Here is a 1,054-nt window from a genome sequence, read left to right as displayed (position 1 = left end):
GGCAGATTGCAATAAATAACTTGAACAAATTTAGTGACGCAAATTAAGCAAAAAGACTTCAATTGGTGTTCGCCAGTTTAAACATTTGAGAGGCCGTGAATTCAGATACCAGTTAATCTGAATCAATTCATCATCACTAACCTCTTCAATTGGCTGGCCCTTAGGAATAAATCGCCGCAGCACTCGGTTACGATTCTCATTACTACCACGTTCATGTGGAGAGTAAGCATGCGCAAAGTACAACGGCACGCCGGTATTTTCCTCAATTGATTGGTAGTTGGCGAACTCTTTCCCGTGATCAACCGTCAGTGTCTTGAGATTAGTTCCTAATTGATTGGCTAATTCAAGGATAGCCTTAGTCATTGAAGTGCTATCTCTTCCGTCAAGCCGTTTAACAATGGTAAGACGGCTCTTACGTTCGACAAAGGTAGCGACTGCTTGACCTTTACGCTTGCCAGAAAGAACTGTATCGGCCTCAAAATGACCTGCAACATGCCGTGCATTAACTTCAGCTGGACGCTCTTCAATCGAACGGCCATGACTGAATGTTCCGCGGGTTTCTTTAGCTCGTTTACGGCGAATACCACGGTCAGGTAAATCAGTTACCTTAATTTCCAGCAGTCCTTGATCAACCCAATTGTAGATGGTCTTGTAGGCGATCCTAACCACATGAGCCACCTGTTCAATTGACCATTTCTGAATTTTGATCTTGTCTTCGATTAGTCGCTTGAGGTTAGCCGTTAGTGAGCATTTGCGACCACGATGACTAAGCCTAGATTCATGGTTAGCTTGAGCACTAATGGCATGGTATTCGCCATTTAGACGATGAACTTCATTAAAGATGGTGGTCTTACTAAAGCCTAGATATTTAGCGATATATCTAAGTGAGCGGTTTTCATGACGAAGAGTTTCAATGACAACGCGGTCTTCAAATGATAAAATAGTGGTGCCCATAAAGGTCCTTCTTTCATGGATTTTGTTTAGCGACACCATTAAAGACCTTTATGGGTTTTTCTGTCCACTGATTTGTTCAACTTAAATTTTACAATCTACC

Annotated in this window: 1 protein-coding gene; it reads right to left on the bottom strand. The window is 42.2% G+C overall.

Going from position 1 to position 1,054, the window contains the following annotated elements:
- Nucleotides 1–30: 30 nt before the first annotated feature.
- Nucleotides 31–954 carry an IS30 family transposase gene (locus QOS07_RS09235; RefSeq protein ID WP_283588650.1) on the bottom strand — a complete coding sequence of 308 codons (924 nt, stop codon included), beginning with the start codon at nt 952–954 and terminating at the stop codon, nt 31–33.
- Nucleotides 955–1,054 lie beyond the last annotated feature (100 nt).

Source organism: Limosilactobacillus viscerum, assembly GCF_947387525.1.
Classification (GTDB): Bacteria; Bacillota; Bacilli; order Lactobacillales; family Lactobacillaceae; genus Limosilactobacillus; species Limosilactobacillus viscerum.
This window is presented reverse-complemented; position numbering and strand designations above follow the sequence as displayed.